We start from the raw sequence: 17375 nt of genomic DNA on the forward strand, positions 1-17375 counted from the left end.
GGCTCTACCAACGCAGGGCGAAGCGGCCGACGGCGGCGCCGATCAGGCCCGCCGTCGCGACGCCCAACGTATACCAGGTGGCGACGAAGGCGGCAGTGGCTTCTCCGCAATGCAGCAGGCCGTAGGCTGTGGCGGCGATACCGCCCGCCGCCATGCCCAGGGCCAGTCCGGCCGCCGCAGGACGTGTCGGCGCAAGCTTGCGCACGGACAGGAAGACCAGCGGCGCGGCGAAGGCCGAGACCAGCAGAATGTTGCGCCCGCAGATGGTCCAGGTCTGGCCCAGCCAACTCGCCAGGCGTTGGTCGGGCGGCGTCAGGCTCATTTCGATCCCGCCCCACAGAACCACGACGCCGACGATAGACATCAAGGCGACGGCTGCTGGGCGCGGATCGACGCCGGGTCGGCCCAGGCGCGTCGCCAACCAGATCGCGGTTCCGGCGAGCGCCGCCGTGTAGATCGCCTTCAACCACGGCGTCGGCGCCTGAAGCGCCTGACCCAGGTCGGGGCGCACACCCAGCAGCAGGATCACCGCCGTGACGGCTGCAAGGACGGACACCGCCAGCAGGGCGGGGTTGGGTCGAGCGGGCTTGGCCGGCTCAAGACCCGCAGCCAGGGCGTCGATGAGGTCGTCAGTCTTCATGGGAGTCCACGCTGGCGACCAGCGTCTTCATGGAACGGTGGACGCTGACCTTGGCCGCGCCCTCGGTGAAGCCGTTGCGGGCGGCGGCCTCGGCCAGGCTGAAGCCGCCGATGCGGACGTCTTCGACCAGGCGGCGCTGGCGCAGCGGCAGGATGGACAGAACCTTCTTCAGATCGCGCCGGACCACGCCGTCTTCGACGGTATGCTCGGCCAGCAGAACCGACGCCTCCTCCAGCGGCACGTCGTGGCGGCGACCCTGGCGACGGAAGTGGTCGATCAGCTTGTAGCGGGCGATCGCATAGGCCCAGGCCGTAAACGGCAGCGACCGATCATAGGTCGCGCGCTTGGCATGAATGGCGATCAGGCAGTCCTGCACAAGATCCTCCGCATCGGCTTCATGGCCGATCAGGCGACGTTTGAAGAAGGGCGTCAGAGCGCCGCGCATTTCGGACAGAAGGGCGCGCCAGGCCACGGGATCTCCATCGAGGCCCCGCAACATCAGACGTTTGAGCTCGGCTTCCTTGTCGACCACGCAGTTCCCCATTCGCGCCGGACAGGACGGAGGTTACAGGGTCGGCGTGAAAATCGGTCGAAATATTTTCGGTAACATTCGCCGCATCGACATCGAACCCTTTCCTGTCAGGCCGATCCGCCACGGATCGACCCTCACACAGGAAACGATCCCATGAACACCCCTCTCAAGATGATGATCGGCGCAGGCGCCCTGCTGGCTCTCGGCGCAAACGCCGCCGCCGCGCAAAACCGTCCTACCGCGCAACAAGAGAACGCGATGGAAAAATGCTACGGCGTGGCCAAGGCCGGTCAGAACGATTGCGCCGCCGGTCCCGGCACGACCTGCGCCGCCACGTCGGTTCGCGACTATCAGGGCAACTCCTGGAAGCTGGTCGCCAAGGGCACCTGCGCCTCGATCCAGACGCCCAAGGGCAATGGTTCGCTGACCGCGATCCCGAACCGCTGATGTCCCCGTTTCCGACCGCTGGACTGGGTCTGAAGCCCCAGCACTATTCGGAGGCCGCGGCCTGTCCGGCGGTCGGAGCCCAGAGCGGCCTGTGGTTCGAGGTTCATCCCGAGAACTACATGGTCGCCGGCGGTCCTCGCCTGTCGTGGCTGGAGACGATGCGCGCCGCGTGGCCGCTATCGCTGCACGGGGTGGGAATGTCCCTGGCCGGCGACGAAAGGCCTGATGTCGAGCATCTGGCCCGCTTCCGCGCCCTGATCGACCGGTTCGAACCCTTCGTGGTGTCCGAGCATCTGGCCTGGTCGCGACGCGGCGGGGTCTATCACCCCGATCTTCTGCCCGTGCCGCGCAGCCGCGAGATGCTGACCCTGGTGTGCGACCATGTGGACGAGGCGCAGCGCGCCCTGGGACGGCCCTTGTTGATCGAGAACCCGTCCGCCTATCTGGCCCTGGCCGATCATGACTGGGACGAGGTGGATTTCCTGGTCGAGATCGCTCGCCGCACGGGCTGCGGCCTGCTGATCGACGTGAACAATGTCCATGTCAGCGCCTCCAACATGGGGTTCCTGGCCGAGGCCTGGCTGGACGCCGTGCCGGGCGAGCTGGTCGGTGAAATCCATCTGGCGGGCCATCGCCCTGACCCGGTCTGGGGCGAGGCCCTGTTGATCGACAGCCATGACGCCCCGGTGTCCGAGGCCGTCTGGGCTCTGCACGACCGATTGGTGTCGCGCATTGGCGCCCGGCCCACGCTGGTCGAGCGTGACGGCGACATTCCTGAATTCTCGGTGCTGCTGGCCGAACAGGCGCGCGCCGCCCAGGCGCTGGCCGCCGTGGAGATCCTTTTATGACCGCCTTTCACGCTGCCTTCGATGCGGCCCTGAGCGGGGATTTCGACGCCTTGTGGCCCCACCTGGAGCCGGGCGACCGGACGCTGGGCGCCCTGGCCGTCTATCGCAACACCGCGCTCAAGGGACGAATCGACGCCCTGGAGGCCAACTATCCGACCGTGTTGCAGATGGTCGGCGAGGAATGGTTCCGCGCCGCCGCCCGCGACTTCGTAGAACAACAGCCCGGCGACGCGCCGGTCATGGCGGACTACGGAGTGAACTTCCCCGATTGGCTGGCGCGGTTCGAGCCGGCGCGGGACATGGCCTATCTTGCCCCCTGCGCGCGGCTGGATAGGGCCTGGACCGAGGCGCATCTGGCCGAGGACGCCGCGCCGCTGGATGCGCGACAGGCCGGCGCCCTGGGGCTGGGGCTGGCCGGGATGACAGGGCGGCTGCATCCATCGGTCCGGCTGTTCTGGTTCGAGTGGACCGCCCCATCGCTGTGGCTGGCGCACCGATATCCCCAGACCGAGGTTCCGCTCGACTGGCGCGCCGAGCCTGAGGGCTTGCTGGTTCGCCGGCCGGGCAGGGTGGTCGAGGCGGATCGGGTGACGCGGGCCGAATGGGCCTTCCTGGACGCCTGCCGCAAGGGGCGGCCGTTCGGCGTCGCTGCAGCGGCGGCCAAGGACGCCCGGCCCAATGCCGATCTTCCCGCCCTGTTCGCCGGCCTGCTGGCGCGCGGCGTCTTCAATTCAACCCCGAACACCAAGGTCCGACCATGAACCCCGTCACCCAAATCCACCAGAGGATCACCGCCGCCGTGCCGGAGGCGGGGCTGGCCCTGCTGCTGCGCGTCGGGATCGCCGCGCCCTTCTTCCTGTCGGGCCGGACCAAGGTCGAGGGGCTGCTCACCATCACGCCCTCGACCCAGTATCTGTTCGCCGAGGAATATCGCGTGCCCCTGCTGTCGCCCGACGTGGCGGCCCATATGGCGACCTATTCCGAGCACCTGTTCCCGATCCTGATCGTGCTGGGTCTGGTGACCCGCCCGGCGGCGGCGGCCTTGCTGTTCATGACCCTGGTGATCCAAGTGTTCATCGAGCCGGGCGGCTGGCCGACGCACCTGCTCTGGGCCGGTCCGCTGGCCTATCTGATCGCGCGTGGGCCGGGCGCCATCAGCCTGGATCGGTTGCTGAAGATCGACTGATCCACCCGGGCCTCTTGCCAGCCGCGTCACTTTGTCCTTGAAGCGGGGTGAGACCGGCGGACCCGCCGGATACGGGGATCGTCTTTCATGTTCAGCCTCCTGAACCTCCAGAGCCTGTTCGGCCTGGTTGTCATCGTCGCCGTCTGCTGGGCGTTTTCCGAGAACCGTCGTGTGTTCCCGTGGAAGCTGGCGATCGGCGCCGTGCTGGTTCAGGCCGGTCTGGTCCTGGCCCTGTTCGCCATTCCGGGATCGCGCGCCGTCCTGACGGCGGTGACGGGCGCCATCGACGGCCTGGCGGTGGCGACGGCCCAGGGGACGCGGTTCGTGTTCGGCTATCTGGGCGGCGGTGATCAGCCCTATGCGGTGCAGAACGAAGGCGCCCTGTTCACCTTCGCCTTCAATGTCTTGCCGCTGATCATGGTGATCTCGGCCCTGTCGGCGTTGCTGTGGCACTGGAAGATCTTGAAGTGGCTGATCCGCGGCTTTGGCCTGCTTTTCCAGCGGACCATGGGCTTGGGCGGGGCCTCGGCCCTGGCTGTGGCGGCCAACATCTTCCTTGGAACCATCGAGAGCCCGATCGTCATCAAGGCCTATCTGGACAAGTTGAGCCGGTCCGAAATCTTCCTGATGATGACCGTGGGCCTGGCGACGGTCGCCGGTTCGACCATGGTCGCCTACGCCAGCATCCTGTCGCAGACCCTGCCCAACGCCGCCGGCCACGTGCTGGTGGCCTCCATCGTCTCGGCCCCGGCCGGCGTGTTGCTGGCGCGGATCATGGTGCCGGAACCCAACAAGGAGGCCGCCCAGGCCATCAGCTACGACTCGGCGCTGAAATACGACAGCGCCATCGACGCCATCTCGAAGGGCACGTCGGACGGCCTGATGGTGGTGTTGAACATCTCGGCGGTGCTGATCGTCTTCGTGGCCCTGGTGGCCCTGGTCAACGTCATGCTGGGCGGCTTCATCGTCTTCGGCGAGCCGCTGACGGTCGAGCGTATTCTTGGCGTCCTGCTGACGCCTCTGGCCTGGCTGATCGGCGTCGATGCGCGTGAGGCGGGGCAGGCGGGCTTGTTGCTGGGCGTCAAACTGGCGCTGACCGAGTTCGTGGCCTTCATCGACCTGGGCAAGATCCCGGCTGACGCCATGAGCGAGCGCACCCGGATGCTGATGACATACGCCCTGTGCGGCTTCGCCAACATCGGCTCGGTCGGGATCACCGTGACCGGCCTGTCGGTGCTGATGCCCGAGCGGCGCGAAGAGGTGCTGGGCCTGATCTGGAAGGCCCTGTTCGCCGGCTTCATGGCCACGGCCATGAGCGCAGCCATCGTCGGGGTCATGCCGGCGGCCGTGTTCGGCTGATCGAACACGGCCGGGGCGGCCTCAGGCCGTCCAGGTCTCGGCGAAGACACGCTGGAAGTTGCCGCCCAGGATCTTGTCGATGCTCCGGGCGCGATAGCCTCGCTTGGCCAGGCCGTCGGCGATGACGGCGCATCGGTCGGGGCGGTTCAGTTCCGTCACGAACGGCGGCGGCCCTTCGCCCGGCGCGGCGACGCCCGAGGCCTTTCGCTGTTCCAGGCTTTCATTCCACTGGGCCATGCTTTCGGGCGAGGTGTCGAACGGCCAGAGCAGGGCGTCGCTGCCGATCCCGACATGGTCCTCGCCGCAGATTTCCAGGGCGTGGGTCAGGTGGGCGAAATAGACGTCCAGCGAGGGCTGGGCCGGCGCGGTCGTCAGATAGCTGAGTTCGTAAATGCCCATGACGCCGCCGCCCAGGGCCAGGGCGCGCATCAGCCGGTCGGATTTGTTGCGGGGATGGGCGTGCACGGCGCTGGCGCCGGCATGGGTGACCAGCACCGGCTTCTTGGACGCAGCGATCGCGCCCAGGCTCGAAGGTTCGTCGCTGTGGCTGACATCGACCGTGACGCCACGGGCGTTCATGCGGCCCACCGCCTCATGGCCCAGGTCCGTGAGGCCTGTGGAGATCGGCGACATCGTGCCCGAGGCGAAGGGGGTGGTCAGGTTGTAGCTCAGGCCCATCACCAGCACGCCGGCGGCGTGGAACTGGTCGATGGCGTCGATGTCGCCTTCCAGCATTTCGGCCGCTTCGAACGAATAGATGATGCCCAGCTTGCCGGCCGCCTTGGCGCGGGCGAAGTCGGCCGTCGAGGCGATCTTCATGTAGACGTCGGGGTTCAGCGCCACGGTCTTGTCGATGACGGCGATGGAGGCGGCGGTTTCGGCCCGTGTCTCGCCGCCGGATCCGCCGATGGTCAGTTTGGCCGCCGTCAGGCCCGACGCCTTGATGATGTCGCGCGTCTCCTTGTCCAGAGGCGTGTCGGGATCGATGGGCAGGATCAGATTGCCGTTGATCACGATGGCGTCGCGATAAACTTGCGTAGCGTCCACGGCCGAGGGACGGGGCAAGCCCGCACAGGCCGAGACCGAGGAGGCGGCGGCTGCACCCAGCAGCAGGCGGCGGGAAATGATCATGGCCTCAGGCTCCATCCCAAGAATGCGTAGGGACCTACCTATTCGTCTTCGGCCTCGTTTGGGTCCAGTGAAATTTTGGACAGGATCCGGTCGAACATGGAGTGGCGGTCCAAGGCGTCATCGAGACGGTCGAGCAGATCGACCAGGTCTCCGGCCTCGGCATTCAACTCCATCGCCGCACTATTAAAGGCGGCCCACAGGGGGGCCAGTTCGGCCGCAAGAGCGTTCCCCTTGGCCGTGAGATGCAGCAAGCGGCGGCGGGCGTCCTCGGGGGCGGTCGTGGAGGCGATCAGGCCGGCCTTGTCCATCGAGCGGCTGGCCTCGCTGACGGAGGCGTGAGTGATCTTCAAGATGGCGGCGATCTCGCCCACCGCCATGGGCCGGTTGTGTTCGACCAACTGGCGCAGGATCCCGTACCAGCGCTGCTCGAACGCGATCCCCTGAGCTGCATAGACGCGCGTGCCATCGCGATCGATCCGTTCGGAGGCGCGGCGCAGCCGGGCGCCCAGGGCCGCACCGCCGAAACTGCGGCTGTAGTCCGTCACCGGGGCGTGAACTTGCGGATGACGCCGGAGAAGGTCATCAGCAGGCGCTCGCCGGTGTTGATCTGGCCGCGCACGAAGATCAGGCTCTTGCCCGCCTTGGTGACCTGGCCCGTCGCTTCGATCAGTTCGCCGACATAGCCGCCGTCGATGAAGGTGGAGTCCAATTGGACCGTGACGCCCGAGGCGCCCTCCATCTCCTGATAGGCGATCTGGAACATGGCGATGTCGGCGAAGGTCATCAGGCAGCCGCCATGCATCCGATCGCCTGCGTTCATGTGCTTCTGCTCGGCGCGAAAGGCGCAGCGCATGTGCCCGTCGGCGTCGGGCTTGCCGTAGAATGGGCCGACGACGGTGTCGAAGGTGTCGTGCAGATCGTAGGTCTGCCAACCGGCGAACTCGCCTTCGGTGATGGTGATTTTCTTGGGCATGCAGACTCGGCCTTACTTATGGGCGTGCGTTGCAGCATATAGGCGCAATGAGCGATCCGATCGAAACCGCAATCCTGAACAAAATTGCCGCGCTGGAGCCCGGCAAGAGCATTGAGCCCGCCGAAGTGGCCAAAGAGCTACAGCCGGAGCAGTGGCAGCGCATGTTGCCCAAGGTCCGCGCCATCGCGCTGAGCCTGATGCGCCAGGGCAAGCTGACCATCACCAAGAAGGGCAAGCCGGTCGACCCGGACCACGTTCGCGGCGTGACGCGCCTGCGTCAAGCGACCGAGGAAGAGACGGCCCTAGCGCTGAGCCGCCGCCCGTCGGTCGTCGAGGGCGATGACGACTGATCTCGAAGAGGTCCTGAGCGACATCCGCGCCTGTCGCGCCTGCGCGGGCGTGTTGCCGCACACGCCGCGTCCGGTGGTGCGGGTCTTTCCCGAGACGCGGCTGCTGATCTGCGGCCAGGCTCCGGGGCGGCGAGTGCACGAAAGCGGCCTGCCATTCACCGACCCGTCGGGTGATAGGCTGCGCGACTGGATGGGCGTGGACTACGAGACCTTCTACGCCGATCACCGCATCGGGGTGGCGGCCCAGGCCTTCTGCTATCCCGGCACGGCGCCCAAAGGCGGGGACTATCCACCGCCGACGCGGTGTGCCGAGCTTTGGCGGCCGCAGTTGCTGGAGGCCCTGCCGCAGATGGAGCTGACCCTGCTGGTCGGCGGCTATGCCCAGGCCTGGGCGCTGGGGGATCGGGCCAAGCGGAACATGACCGAGACGGTGCAGGCGTGGCGTGAATATGCCCCTGACCTGCTGGCGCTGCCGCATCCGTCCTGGCGCAACACGGCTTGGCTGAGGAGGAACCCTTGGTTCGAGGCTGAGGTGGTTCCTTATCTGCGGGAACGGGGTCGGGGCATTCTGACTTCCGCTGAGTCTCGCGAACGCCGCGATCCAGTTCTGTCGTGAGGTCGTAGGGGACGAATGGTCGTGAAATTCTCCAGACTGGTCCCGCTTGCGGCCACGCTCGTCCTGTCCGCCTGCGCCACGCCCTATATTCAGCCGGCATTGACGCCGCCCGTCGGGTTCGTCGGCTCTCACGTCGAGGATCGTGCGCTTGTCATGTCGGACGGTGCGCGGCTGCCCTACCTGCACTGGGGGCCGACAGATCGCGCGCCCTGGGCGGTGATCGTGGCGCTTCACGGCATGAACGACCACGACGCCAGCTTCCGTCTGGCGGGGCCGTGGTGGGCCGAGCAGGGGATCGAGACCTGGTCCTACGACCAGCGCGGGTTCGGCGCGGCGCCGGGGCGGGGCGAGTGGGCCGGCGAACAGAGAATGACCGACGACCTGCGCGAGATCACAGCCATGGCTCGGGCTCGTTATCCCAACGCCGTCATCGCCGTGGTGGGCGAGAGCATGGGTGGGTCGGTGACGGCGGCGGCCTTTGGTTCGGACAATCCGCCGGATGCGGATCGGGTGGTGTTGCTGGCCCCCGGCGTCTGGGGCTGGTCGACGCAAGGGCCGTTGAACAGCACGGCGCTGAATATCGCCGCGCGGGCGCTGGGCGACGTGGCGCTGGAACCGCCCGAGTTCATCACCCGCGACATCCACGCCTCGTCCAATACGCTGGAGCTGATCCGCAACGGGCGCGATCCGATGAGCATTCTCGCGACGCGGTTCGACACCGTCTATGGGCTGGTCGATCTGATGGAGACCTCGTCGCGCAGCCTGGGCCGCATCCGGGGCGACGCCATTCTGATGTACGGCGCCCATGACGAGGTGGTGAAGAGGGGGCCGATGCGGCTGGCCTTGCGCCACGCCGAGGCCGAGGGTGGCACGCTGCGCACGGCCTGGTATCCGAACGGCTGGCATCTGCTGAACCGCGATCTGGACGCCGAGATCGTCTATCGCGACGTGGTGTCCTGGCTGAAGGATCCTAAGGCGGCCCTGCCGTCGGGTGCGCCGGCGGTGTTGCCACAGTTGGAAGCCCGATCTTCGGCACGCCCGTAAACGTCTCTTAACGCGACGTTTACCATCAAGGCGGCATTTTCTGCCTAGCGGGGCGTTTGTGTCTCCCGCGTGTATGGGGCGGGGACGCGTGGGCGGCTTCACAGCGGCGTTGCAGAAGTTCGGGATCGGCCGTCTGGCCGCGGTCCTCGGCGTCGCCGCGGGCGTGGCTGCCGTGCTGGTCGCCGTCATGCTGCGCATGGGCCAGGCGCCCGACGCGCTGCTCTATTCCAACCTCGATCTGCGCGAAGCCAGCGAGATCACCACCGCCCTGGATCAGGCCGGTATCAAATACACGTCCAAGGGCGACGGCTCGACCGTCATGGTCAACCGCGACGACGTGGGCACGGCGCGGATGCTGGTGGCCGAGAAGGGCCTCGTGACCTCGGGGTCGGTCGGCTACGAGCTGTTCGACAATCAGTCCGTCCTGGGCCAGACCGAGTTCCAGCAGCAGTTGAACGAGCAGCGCGCGCTGCAGGGCGAACTGTCGCGCACCATCATGTCGATGCGCGGCATCACCGCCGCCCGCGTCCACATCACCATGCCGCGCCGCGAGATGTTCACCTCCGCCGCTGGCGATCCGACCGCTGCCGTTCTGGTGGGGCTTGGCGGCCGTGACCTGAGTGCGGATCAGGTGCGGGCGATCCGCAACCTGGTGGCCTCGTCGGTGCCGAACCTGAAGCCGGACCGCGTCACCGTCGCCGATCAGAACAACCGCACCTTGGCCGCGGGCAGCGACGACGGCGCCTTCTCCTCGGCCTCCGCCGCCGAGGCCAAGGGCAATACCGAGAGCCAGCTTCAGGCGCGCATCAAGGACATCGTCGAAGGCGTCGTCGGCATCGGTTCCGCCCGTGTGCAAGTGACGGCCGACATCGATCAGAGCCGCGCGACCACCCAGGAAGAGAAGTTCGATCCCGATGGCCAGGTCGTCCGCTCGACCACCACCAACGGCTCGCAATCCGCAGACAACACCGCCCAGCCCGACGGCGGCGTCACCGCCACGAACAATATCCCCGGCGGCGCGGCGCCCGGCGCGACCCCGGCCGGCTCGACCAACACCGAGAACGCCGAGACCACCAACTACGAAATCTCCAAGACCACCACGACCACGACCAAGGAACCGGGCGAGGTCAAGAAGCTGGCCGTCGCCGTCGCCGTGGACGGCAAGTGGACGCCTGCCGCCGACGGCAAGGGCGAGCCGACCTATGCACCGCGCACGGCCGAGGAGATCGCCCAGATCAAGTCTCTGGTCGCCGCCGCCGCCGGCATCGACGAGACGCGCGGCGACAAGATCGAGGTCATCAACGTCCGCTTCAACCACGACACCGGCATCGCCGGCGGCCTGGAGGGCAAGTCGTCGCTGCTGGACTTCTCCAAGAACGACATCATGCGCTTCGTCGAGCTGGGCATACTGACGGTCGTCGCCCTGCTGTTGATCTTCTTCGTACTGCGTCCGTTGCTGAAGACGGCATCGGGCGGGACGAACCTGCCGGCCGTCATCGGCGCCAACGGCATGCCGGTGACGGCGGTGACGACAACGGTGATCGGCGCCGACGGACAGCCCCAACTGGTTCAGCTGCCCGCCCCGACCGAGATGGACCAGAAAATCGACATCGCCCGTATCGAGGGTCAGGTGAAGGCATCCTCGGTCAAGAAGGTCGCCGACTTCGTCCAGGCCCATCCCGATGACGCCGCCGGCATCCTGCGCACCTGGGTGGCCGAAGGCTGATGGCGAAGCTGGTCAACAAGAAGGCTGCGATCGACGACCCCAACAAGCTGACGGGGCCGGAGAAGGCCGCCGTCATCCTGCTGGCGCTGGGCGAAGAGCACACCGCCCTGTGGGAGCGTCTGGACGACGACGAGGTCAAGGAGATCTCGCAGGCCATGGCGACGCTGGGCAATGTCAGCGCCGAGGCCGTCGAGGCCCTGATGATCGAGTTCGTCTCGGGCCTGTCAGGCTCGGGCTCGGTCATGGGCAGCTACGAACAGACGCAGAAGCTGCTGGCTGCCTTCCTGCCCAAGGATCGCGTCGACGGCCTGATGGAAGAGATCCGGGGGCCGGCCGGTCGCACCATGTGGGACAAGCTGGGCAATGTGAACGAGGCCGTCCTCGCCAACTATCTGAAGAACGAATACCCCCAGACGGTCGCCGTCATCCTGTCCAAGGTGCGCTCAGATCACGCCGCCCGCGTGCTGACCAGCCTGCCCGAAGATTTCGCCCTGGAGTGCGTGCAGCGCATGCTGCGGATGGAGCCGGTGCAGCGCGAAATACTGGACAAGATCGAGGCGACGCTGCGCACCGAATTCATGTCGAACCTGGCGCGCACGTCCAAGCGCGACAGCCACGAGATGATGGCAGACATCTTCAACAGCTTCGACCGTCAGACCGAAGCCCGATTCATCGGCGCCCTGGAAGAGCGCAATCGCGAGTCGGCCGAGCGCATCCGCGCCCTGATGTTCGTGTTTGAGGATCTGTCCAAGCTGGATCCCGGCGGCGTCCAGACCCTGCTGCGCGGCGTGGACAAGGATTCGCTGGGCCTGGCGCTGAAGGGCGCCTCGGAGGGGCTGCGCGAGATGTTCTTCTCCAACATGTCCGAACGCGCCTCCAAGATCATGCGCGAAGACATGGAATCGATGGGCCCGGTGCGTCTGAAGGACGTCGATGCGGCGCAGATGGCGATGGTTCAGGTGGCCAAGGACCTGGCCGCCAAGGGCGACATCATGCTGGCCGGCCAAGGCTCCGACGACGAGCTGATCTACTGATATGACCCAGTCCCCCGAAATCCGTCACCTCTTCGCTTTCGACACCGAGTTCGACGCAGACGGCACGGTGGTGCGTCCCGGCGCCTGGACGCCGGCCAAGCGCTCGTATCTGCCCGCCGAGGTCGAGGCCTTGGTGGCGCAAGGCCGGCTGGAAGCGCGTCAGCAGGCGCTGGGCGAGATCGAGCACATCCGCGCCCTGGCCCTGAGCAACATCGCCCAGTCGGTGGCCTCGGCCGTGCCGACGCTGAAGGCCGTGGCTCAGGCCCATCGTGAACAGTCCGCCGCCCTGGCCTTGGCAGCCGCCCGCGCCATCGGCGGGGCCGCGCTGGAGCGTTTCCCGCAGGCGCCGCTGAAGGCCGCGCTGGAGATGCTGGCGCAGGAGATCGACGCCTCGCCTCGCCTGGTGGTGCGGACCGCGGGCCTGGACGACGAGGCGCGCGCCCTGATCCAGCAGGCCTGCGCCGACAGCGGCTTCACCGGCGTGGTCGCCTTCCGCGACGAATCGGGCATGGCGCAGACAGCCTTCCAACTGGAATGGGCCGACGGTCGCGCCGATCATGATCCCAAGGGGTCCGCCGACCGTGTCGCCGAGGCGCTGACGGCCGCCTTGGCTGCCGAGGCTGGACACGCCGAATCCCTTCCCGTCGATAGGAGCATGTTCTGATGGCATCCGACGATCTGGCGCTGGAGGAATTCTCCAGCCTTTCCGGCCCGCCGCCGATCGACGATCACGGCGACAAGACCGCCGCCGATCTGGCCACCGTCTTCGACGTGCCGGTCAACATCTCGGCCGTTCTGGGCAAGTCGCACATGTCGGTGGCCCAGCTGCTGAAGCTGAACAAGGGATCGGTGCTGGAGCTGGACCGCAAGGTCGGCGAGGCGATCGACATCTTCGTCAACAACCGCCTGATCGCGCGCGGCGAGGTCGTCGTCGTCGACGACCGGCTGGGCGTGACCATGACGGAAATCATCAAGACCGAGGACAGCGGCGCCTAAGCGGCGACGCGTTCGAAACAGAGATTAGAGGAGAAGAACGATGCGTCTTCTGGTGGTAGGCAGACTGAGCGGGCAGCTCGCTTCGGCGGTGAAGATGGCAATGGCGCACGGCGCCAAGGTTAATCACGTCGAGCGCGCCGACCAGGCGACCGAACAACTGCGCCGGGGGCAGGGCGCGGACCTGCTGATGGTCGATTACAAGCTGGACATCGCCGCCCTGATCGCCGCCAACGAGGCCGAGCGGATCACCATCCCGGTCGTGGCCTTCGGCATCGACGCCGATGCACGCGAGGCCGCCGCCGCGATCAAGGCCGGCGCCAAGGAGTTCATCCCGCTTCCGCCCGATGCGGAACTGATCGCCGCCGTCCTGTCGGCCGTCGCAGACGACGAAAAGCCGATGATCTCGGCCGACCCGTCGATGAAGGCGGTGCTGCAACTGGCCGACCAGGTCGCGCGCTCGGAAGCCTCGATCCTGATCACCGGCGAAAGCGGCGTCGGCAAGGAGGTGATGGCCCGGTATCTGCACGAGCATTCGCGCCGCGCCGAACGCCCTTTCATCAGCGTCAACTGCGCCGCCATTCCCGACAACCTGCTGGAATCCGAACTGTTCGGGCACGAGAAGGGCGCCTTCACCGGCGCCGTCGCGCGCCGCATCGGCAAGTTCGAGGAAGCCGACGGCGGCACGCTGCTGCTGGACGAAATCTCGGAGATGGACGCCCGGCTTCAGGCCAAGCTGCTGCGCGCCATCCAAGAGCGGGTCATCGACCGCGTCGGCGGCTCCAAGCCGGTCTCGGTCAACATCCGCATCATCGCCACCTCGAACCGCGATCTCGCCAAGGCCGTGGCGGAAGGCGTGTTCCGCGAGGACCTGCTATATCGCCTGAACGTGGTGAACCTGCGCCTGCCGTCATTGCGCGAACGTCCTGGCGACATCGTCGTTCTGGCCGACCACTTCATCAAGAAATACGCCGCCGCCAACGGCGTGCCGGTTCGCCCGATCTCGGCCCAGGCGCGCCACGCCATCGCCGCCCATCGCTGGCCCGGCAACGTCCGCGAGCTTGAAAACGCCATGCACCGCGCGGTGCTGCTGGCGGTCGGCTCCGAGATCGACGTGGACGCCATCCGCCTGCCGGACGGTCAGCCGCTGTCGGGTCAAGGCGGCGCGATGACGGGCAATGCCTATGACGGCGGGCAGGGGGGCATCGCCGCCCGCGCCGCCCAAGCCGCCGACGCCGTGACCCGCAGCTTCGTGGGCCAGACGGTGGCGGCGATGGAAAAGACGCTGATCCTGGACACCCTGACCCACTGCCTGGGCAACCGCACCCATGCGGCCAATATCCTGGGCATCTCGATCCGCACCCTGCGCAACAAGCTGAACGAATATTCCGATGAGGGCACAGCCATTCCTGCGCCCATGAGCGGCGTCTCGGCCTCGGGCTACGCGGCCTGAGGATGGCGACCGGGTTCGATCGCAGGACGCTGATCGGCGGGGCGGGCGCGCTGGCGCTTGCCGGCTGCTATCCGCAACGCGACGAACCCAAGGCCGAGGAGGCCCCGCAACCCTTTCTGCTGAACGATCTGGAAGAGCGCCATGGCGGACGGCTGGGCGTGGCGGCTCTGGATGTCGGAAGCCAGCGTCGGGTGTCCTGGCGCGGCCAGGAGCGGTTCGCCTTCTGCTCGACCTTCAAGGCCTTCCTCGCCGTCGCCACGCTGGAGCGGGTGCAGCGCGAGGAAGAACAGTTGGACCGCGCCGTCGCGATCACGCGGGCGGACATGATCCCCCACGCGCCGGTGACCGAAAAAGCCATCGGCCGCACCCTGACGATCCGCGAACTGATGCAGGCGGCGGTCGAGGTCAGCGACAATCCGGCGGCCAATATCCTGATCCGCGAAATGGGTGGAATCGCCGTATGGCGTTCGTGGTGGCCGACGTTCGGCGACACAACCACCGTCATCTCGCGCCTGGAGCCGGACCTGAACACCGCCCTGCCCAACGATCCGCGCGACACCTGCCTGCCGGACCAGACTATCGCCAACATCCGCGAGCTGGCGTTCAGTGATCGGCTGACGCCGGCGCATGATCAACTGATCAGCGGCTGGATGATCGCCTCGCCTACGGGTGCGAACCGCATCAAGGCGGGCGCGCCCCAGGGCTGGACCGTCGCGCACAAGACCGGGACCGGATCCAACGGCGCGACCAACGACATCGGCATGCTGACGCCGCTGTCGGGTTCGCCGGTTCTGTTGGCCGCCTATTTCACCGGCGCGTCCGAGGCGACCGACGATCAACGCGACGCCGTGATCGCCGAGGCGACGCGCCGCGCCCTGAAGGCGCTGGGCCGTGACTGACACACCCACCATGATGAAGGACGGCATGGCGCGCCCCACCGGGCGCGACGTCTTGGGCTGGGTCAACCGCGGCGAAGTGCTGATGGCTGTCGGCGTGATCGGCGTGATCATGCTGCTGATCCTGCCGGTCCCGAAAATGCTTCTGGACCTACTGCTGGCGATCTCGCTGGTCTCGTCTGTGCTGATCCTGATGACGGCCGTGATGATGAAGCGGCCGCTGGACTTCGCCATCTTCCCCACCGTGCTGCTGGTCTCGACCCTGTTCCGCCTGGGTCTGAACCTGGCCTCGACGCGTCTGATCCTGACCCATGGCCAGGAAGGCCACGACGCCGCCGGTCAGGTGATCAACGCCTTCGGTCAGCTGATGATGGGCGGCAACTTCATCATCGGGGTGATCATCTTCGCCATCATCCTGGTGGTGAACTTCGTCGTCATCACCAAGGGTTCGACCCGGATCGCCGAAGTGTCCGCCCGCTTCACCCTGGACTCCATGCCGGGCAAGCAGATGGCCATCGACGCCGATCTGTCCAGCGGCCTGATCACCGAGGAGCAGGCCAAGCTGCGTCGCAAGGAGCTGGAGCAGGAATCGACCTTCTTCGGCGCAATGGACGGCGCGTCCAAATTCGTGCGCGGCGACGCCGTCGCAGGCCTGATCATCACCTTCATCAACGCCATCGGCGGCATCCTGATCGGCACGCTGCAGCACGGCATGCCGGCGATGGAGGCTGCCAACACCTATGTCCAGCTGACCATCGGCGACGGCTTGGTGACGCAGGTTCCGGCCATCATCATCTCCATCGCCGCCGGCTTCCTGGTGTCCAAGGCGGGCGTCGAGGGCACGGCGGACAAGGCCATGGTCACCCAACTGGCCACCAACCCGGTGTCGCTGGGCGTGGTGTCGGGTGCAGCCGGCCTGATCGGCCTGATCCCCGGCATGCCTCTGCTGCCGTTCGCGGCCTTGGCGATCGGCTCGGGTTTCATGGCTTGGAGGCTGGGCCGCAACAGGCTGAAGCCGCAGCCGACCGAGGCCGAGATCGCCGCGACCGCCGCCGCCGCCAAGCCCAAGGAGGATGTCGAAGAACCGATCGCCAACATCCTGACCATCGACGAGGTGAAGATCGAGCTGGGCTATTCGCTACTCAGCCTGATCAACGATCTGGAAGGCCGCCGCCTGACCGATCAGATCCGCGCCTTGCGTCGTTCGCTGGCTCAGGAATACGGCTTCGTCATTCCCCAGGTGCGCATCCTCGACAACATGCGCCTACCCACCCAGGGCTACGCGATCCGCATCAAGGAGATGGAGAGCGGCGCGGGCGAGGTGCGCCTAGGGCATCTGATGGCGATGGATCCGTCGGGGCGTCAGGTCGAACTGCCGGGCGAGCACATGCGCGAGCCGGCCTTCGGTCTGCCCGCCACCTGGATCGAAGAAGGGATGCGCGAGGAGGCGACATTCCGGGGCTATACCCTGGTCGATCCGTCCACGGTGCTGACCACCCACCTGACCGAGATCCTGAAGGAAAACATGGCGGACCTGCTGTCCTATGCGGAGGTGCAGAAGCTGCTGAAGGACTTGGGGACCGAAGAGAAGAAGCTGGTCGAGGAACTGGTCCCCAGCGTCGTCACGGTCACTACTCTGCAACGCGTGCTTCAGGCGCTGCTGCGCGAGAAGGTGTCGATCCGCGACCTGCCCGCCATCCTGGAAGGCCTGGCCGAGGCGGCGCCGCACAGCACCAGCGTCACCACCCTGGTCGAACACGTTCGCGCGCGCCTGGGCCGCCAGCTATGCTGGCAGAACAAGGACGGCGAGGGCGCCTTGCCGATCGTGACCTTGTCGCCGGAATGGGAAAACGCCTTCGCCGAAAGCCTGATCGGTCAGGGCGAGGACAAGCAGTTGGCGATGGCGCCGTCGCGGCTTCAGGACTTCATCCGCGCCGTCCGCGACACCTTCGAGCGGATCGCCATGATGGGCGAGAATCCCGTGCTGCTGACGGGGCCGATGACCCGACCCTACGTCCGGTCGATCATCGAGCGGTTCCGGGGGCAAACCGTCGTGATGAGCCAGAACGAAATTCATCCGAAGGCACGTTTGCGTACACTGGGCCAAGTCTAACAACGGCCTGTAAACGCGGCAGAAACAGTTTGAC

20 protein-coding genes are annotated in these 17375 nt (G+C 66.8%); 15 read left to right on the plus strand and 5 right to left on the minus strand.

Annotated elements, in window-relative coordinates; genetic code table 11:
* Window positions 1-4: 4 nt before the first annotated feature.
* A complete protein-coding gene (locus ACZZZD_RS14245) occupies window positions 5-640 on the minus strand; it encodes an NrsF family protein (protein ID WP_463435820.1) in 636 nt (211 codons plus the stop codon).
* Window positions 630-1172 carry a sigma-70 family RNA polymerase sigma factor gene (locus ACZZZD_RS14250; protein ID WP_159849777.1) on the minus strand — a complete coding sequence of 181 codons (543 nt, stop codon included), beginning with the start codon at window positions 1170-1172 and terminating at the stop codon, window positions 630-632. The genes ACZZZD_RS14245 and ACZZZD_RS14250 overlap by 11 nt, the downstream gene beginning before the upstream one ends.
* A gap of 153 nt (window positions 1173-1325) precedes the next feature.
* Here ACZZZD_RS14250 and ACZZZD_RS14255 point away from each other — a divergent pair, with 153 nt between their 5' ends.
* The 5 genes from ACZZZD_RS14255 (at window position 1326) to ACZZZD_RS14275 (ending at window position 5012) form a co-directional block, all read left to right on the plus strand.
* Entirely contained in the window at window positions 1326-1619 is a 294-nt protein-coding gene (locus ACZZZD_RS14255) for a BufA1 family periplasmic bufferin-type metallophore (protein ID WP_159849779.1), read from the plus strand.
* Complete coding sequence (gene bufB, locus ACZZZD_RS14260) at window positions 1619-2467, plus strand: MNIO family bufferin maturase (RefSeq protein ID WP_463435822.1); 849 nt, start codon at window positions 1619-1621, stop codon at window positions 2465-2467. Before ACZZZD_RS14255 ends, bufB begins: the two co-directional genes overlap by 1 nt.
* The gene (locus tag ACZZZD_RS14265; RefSeq protein WP_463435824.1) at window positions 2464-3228 is read left to right on the plus strand and encodes an HvfC/BufC family peptide modification chaperone; all 765 of its coding nucleotides are present in this window, start codon (window positions 2464-2466) and stop codon (window positions 3226-3228) included. The genes bufB and ACZZZD_RS14265 overlap by 4 nt, the downstream gene beginning before the upstream one ends.
* On the plus strand, window positions 3225-3653 hold the full coding sequence (locus tag ACZZZD_RS14270) for a DoxX family protein (RefSeq protein ID WP_463435826.1): 429 nt from the start codon (window positions 3225-3227) through the stop codon (window positions 3651-3653). Before ACZZZD_RS14265 ends, ACZZZD_RS14270 begins: the two co-directional genes overlap by 4 nt.
* An 87-nt stretch (window positions 3654-3740) precedes the next feature.
* A complete protein-coding gene (locus tag ACZZZD_RS14275; protein ID WP_463435827.1) occupies window positions 3741-5012 on the plus strand; it encodes a NupC/NupG family nucleoside CNT transporter in 1272 nt (423 codons plus the stop codon).
* 21 nt (window positions 5013-5033) lie between these two features.
* On the opposite strand, the gene ACZZZD_RS14280 is transcribed toward ACZZZD_RS14275, so the two are convergent.
* Genes ACZZZD_RS14280 through ACZZZD_RS14290 form a run of 3 tightly spaced genes read right to left on the minus strand, consistent with a single transcriptional unit; the run spans window position 5034 to window position 7116 of the window.
* Complete coding sequence (locus ACZZZD_RS14280; RefSeq protein ID WP_463435828.1) at window positions 5034-6143, minus strand: dipeptidase; 1110 nt, start codon at window positions 6141-6143, stop codon at window positions 5034-5036.
* 38 nt (window positions 6144-6181) lie between these two features.
* The gene (locus ACZZZD_RS14285; protein WP_463435830.1) at window positions 6182-6688 is read right to left on the minus strand and encodes a MarR family winged helix-turn-helix transcriptional regulator; all 507 of its coding nucleotides are present in this window, start codon (window positions 6686-6688) and stop codon (window positions 6182-6184) included.
* The gene (locus ACZZZD_RS14290; RefSeq protein ID WP_463435832.1) at window positions 6685-7116 is read right to left on the minus strand and encodes a PaaI family thioesterase; all 432 of its coding nucleotides are present in this window, start codon (window positions 7114-7116) and stop codon (window positions 6685-6687) included. Before ACZZZD_RS14290 ends, ACZZZD_RS14285 begins: the two co-directional genes overlap by 4 nt.
* A gap of 47 nt (window positions 7117-7163) precedes the next feature.
* Between ACZZZD_RS14290 and ACZZZD_RS14295 the strand changes: the two genes are divergently transcribed.
* From ACZZZD_RS14295 to flhA, 10 genes are all read left to right on the plus strand, one after another.
* Window positions 7164-7466: a DUF3253 domain-containing protein gene (locus ACZZZD_RS14295; RefSeq protein WP_463435834.1), complete on the plus strand. Its 303-nt coding sequence runs from the start codon at window positions 7164-7166 to the stop codon at window positions 7464-7466.
* Entirely contained in the window at window positions 7456-8082 is a 627-nt protein-coding gene (locus tag ACZZZD_RS14300) for a uracil-DNA glycosylase family protein (protein ID WP_463435836.1), read from the plus strand. Before ACZZZD_RS14295 ends, ACZZZD_RS14300 begins: the two co-directional genes overlap by 11 nt.
* A 21-nt stretch (window positions 8083-8103) precedes the next feature.
* The gene (locus ACZZZD_RS14305; protein WP_463435838.1) at window positions 8104-9126 is read left to right on the plus strand and encodes an alpha/beta fold hydrolase; all 1023 of its coding nucleotides are present in this window, start codon (window positions 8104-8106) and stop codon (window positions 9124-9126) included.
* A gap of 88 nt (window positions 9127-9214) precedes the next feature.
* Window positions 9215-10852, plus strand: a complete 1638-nt coding sequence (gene fliF, locus ACZZZD_RS14310; RefSeq protein WP_463435839.1) for a flagellar basal-body MS-ring/collar protein FliF — start codon at window positions 9215-9217, stop codon at window positions 10850-10852.
* A complete protein-coding gene (fliG, locus tag ACZZZD_RS14315) occupies window positions 10852-11886 on the plus strand; it encodes a flagellar motor switch protein FliG (RefSeq protein WP_135195015.1) in 1035 nt (344 codons plus the stop codon). The genes fliF and fliG overlap by 1 nt, the downstream gene beginning before the upstream one ends.
* 1 nt (window position 11887) lies before the next feature.
* Window positions 11888-12550 (plus strand): FliH/SctL family protein, encoded by a 663-nt coding sequence (locus tag ACZZZD_RS14320; RefSeq protein WP_463435840.1) that lies wholly within the window; start codon window positions 11888-11890, stop codon window positions 12548-12550.
* Window positions 12550-12882, plus strand: coding sequence for a flagellar motor switch protein FliN (gene fliN / locus ACZZZD_RS14325; protein WP_135195017.1), 333 nt, complete (start codon window positions 12550-12552; stop codon window positions 12880-12882). Before ACZZZD_RS14320 ends, fliN begins: the two co-directional genes overlap by 1 nt.
* A gap of 40 nt (window positions 12883-12922) precedes the next feature.
* Window positions 12923-14332: a sigma-54-dependent transcriptional regulator FlbD gene (gene flbD, locus ACZZZD_RS14330; protein WP_463435842.1), complete on the plus strand. Its 1410-nt coding sequence runs from the start codon at window positions 12923-12925 to the stop codon at window positions 14330-14332.
* 2 nt (window positions 14333-14334) lie between these two features.
* Window positions 14335-15231, plus strand: a complete 897-nt coding sequence (bla, locus tag ACZZZD_RS14335) for a class A beta-lactamase (protein ID WP_463435844.1) — start codon at window positions 14335-14337, stop codon at window positions 15229-15231.
* Between the two features lie 10 nt (window positions 15232-15241).
* Window positions 15242-17341 carry a flagellar biosynthesis protein FlhA gene (flhA, locus tag ACZZZD_RS14340; RefSeq protein WP_463436144.1) on the plus strand — a complete coding sequence of 700 codons (2100 nt, stop codon included), beginning with the start codon at window positions 15242-15244 and terminating at the stop codon, window positions 17339-17341.
* The last annotated feature ends 34 nt before the right edge of the window (window positions 17342-17375 follow it).

The sequence above is a fragment of the Brevundimonas sp. AC546 genome, from assembly GCF_979258305.1.

Coding starts and splice junctions, on each gene's coding strand:
- ACZZZD_RS14295 (WP_463435834.1), top strand. CDS start 7,164: ATGAGCGATCCGATCGAAACCGCAATCCTGAACAAAATTGCCGCGCTG.
- ACZZZD_RS14280 (WP_463435828.1), bottom strand. CDS start 6,143: ATGATCATTTCCCGCCGCCTGCTGCTGGGTGCAGCCGCCGCCTCCTCG.
- ACZZZD_RS14275 (WP_463435827.1), top strand. CDS start 3,741: ATGTTCAGCCTCCTGAACCTCCAGAGCCTGTTCGGCCTGGTTGTCATC.
- ACZZZD_RS14255 (WP_159849779.1), top strand. CDS start 1,326: ATGAACACCCCTCTCAAGATGATGATCGGCGCAGGCGCCCTGCTGGCT.
- ACZZZD_RS14300 (WP_463435836.1), top strand. CDS start 7,456: ATGACGACTGATCTCGAAGAGGTCCTGAGCGACATCCGCGCCTGTCGC.
- ACZZZD_RS14270 (WP_463435826.1), top strand. CDS start 3,225: ATGAACCCCGTCACCCAAATCCACCAGAGGATCACCGCCGCCGTGCCG.
- ACZZZD_RS14245 (WP_463435820.1), bottom strand. CDS start 640: ATGAAGACTGACGACCTCATCGACGCCCTGGCTGCGGGTCTTGAGCCG.
- fliN (WP_135195017.1), top strand. CDS start 12,550: ATGGCATCCGACGATCTGGCGCTGGAGGAATTCTCCAGCCTTTCCGGC.
- flbD (WP_463435842.1), top strand. CDS start 12,923: ATGCGTCTTCTGGTGGTAGGCAGACTGAGCGGGCAGCTCGCTTCGGCG.
- bufB (WP_463435822.1), top strand. CDS start 1,619: ATGTCCCCGTTTCCGACCGCTGGACTGGGTCTGAAGCCCCAGCACTAT.
- bla (WP_463435844.1), top strand. CDS start 14,335: ATGGCGACCGGGTTCGATCGCAGGACGCTGATCGGCGGGGCGGGCGCG.
- fliG (WP_135195015.1), top strand. CDS start 10,852: ATGGCGAAGCTGGTCAACAAGAAGGCTGCGATCGACGACCCCAACAAG.
- flhA (WP_463436144.1), top strand. CDS start 15,242: ATGATGAAGGACGGCATGGCGCGCCCCACCGGGCGCGACGTCTTGGGC.
- ACZZZD_RS14265 (WP_463435824.1), top strand. CDS start 2,464: ATGACCGCCTTTCACGCTGCCTTCGATGCGGCCCTGAGCGGGGATTTC.
- ACZZZD_RS14320 (WP_463435840.1), top strand. CDS start 11,888: ATGACCCAGTCCCCCGAAATCCGTCACCTCTTCGCTTTCGACACCGAG.
- ACZZZD_RS14290 (WP_463435832.1), bottom strand. CDS start 7,116: ATGCCCAAGAAAATCACCATCACCGAAGGCGAGTTCGCCGGTTGGCAG.